Annotated in this window: 1 pseudogene; it reads right to left on the reverse strand. The window is 38.2% G+C overall.

The features are described from left to right. Positions 1-118 precede the first annotated feature (118 nt). A pseudogene (locus O970_RS08725) lies at positions 119-936 on the reverse strand (hypothetical protein); the annotation flags it as partial.

The raw sequence follows: 936 nt of genomic DNA on the forward strand, positions 1-936 counted from the left end.
GCAATCTCTATCGCTTTTTTATAGTGTTCATACCGTTTTTTATATGCGTCAACAGTAATGGTTTGTTCAAGTAAATAACACTCTTGTGGATGTAATATGCCCATGGTTTTATTCCTCTTTATTTATACCAATAACCTATATTTTTGGTTAGCTCCGGCACCCCAAGATAGGTGATGCCATTATCTTGATAATTAATTTCGCCATACCCCCAGTTGGTTGATTTACGCCCACTAACATATGAACGTTCTAATTGTCTAGGATCGAGAAAAATTTGTACCGCTCCGCCAGGTATATAATAGTCTGTATCTTTAATTTGTTGTGATGCGGCTTTTCCCTCCCAGACTTTTAATGTTTTACCCTCGGGGACAATATAGGTCACATATTCGCCATTACCATTCCATTCCGTCAGCACCGCATATTTTTTACGCCACTCTGCGCGTGAGGTTAATTTTTCAAACTCCTCGATCCGCATCCAACATGTTGAGTTATCACCGCTTTTCGGATCAATGACGCGCGCAAGTTTAGTGCCGGCGGGTAACTCTGTTGCCGCTAAATCGTGAAAAGTTTTAAAACCATCTTTTAATGGCTTAGGTGAATTTCCTGTAATATCGGGATAGCCTTGAGCAATCAATTTTTTATGTTTATGTTCTAAATCTTTTAATGCTTTAAATGTATTCCCCTTAAGCTGATAATAACTAGGTAATTTATCCGCCTGCTTAATAATTTCCTTATCCTTTATACGGTTGATTTTATTGAAATTAGTCCCATAAGAGACTCGAAACATATCATCACTTTCATGATGTAACCGATAAATAAAACGCTCTATTAGCTCATTGACTGGCGTCAGGGCATTGGCTATATAGCGATCGGATAAATTTCGAGTATGATGTAGTTTCCTCCATACGGCTTGAGTCTGTTTCACCATTTTTTCCGGTA

Origin of the sequence: Candidatus Schmidhempelia bombi str. Bimp, assembly GCF_000471645.3 — a bacterium.
GTDB lineage: Bacteria > Pseudomonadota > Gammaproteobacteria > Enterobacterales > Orbaceae > Utexia > Utexia bombi.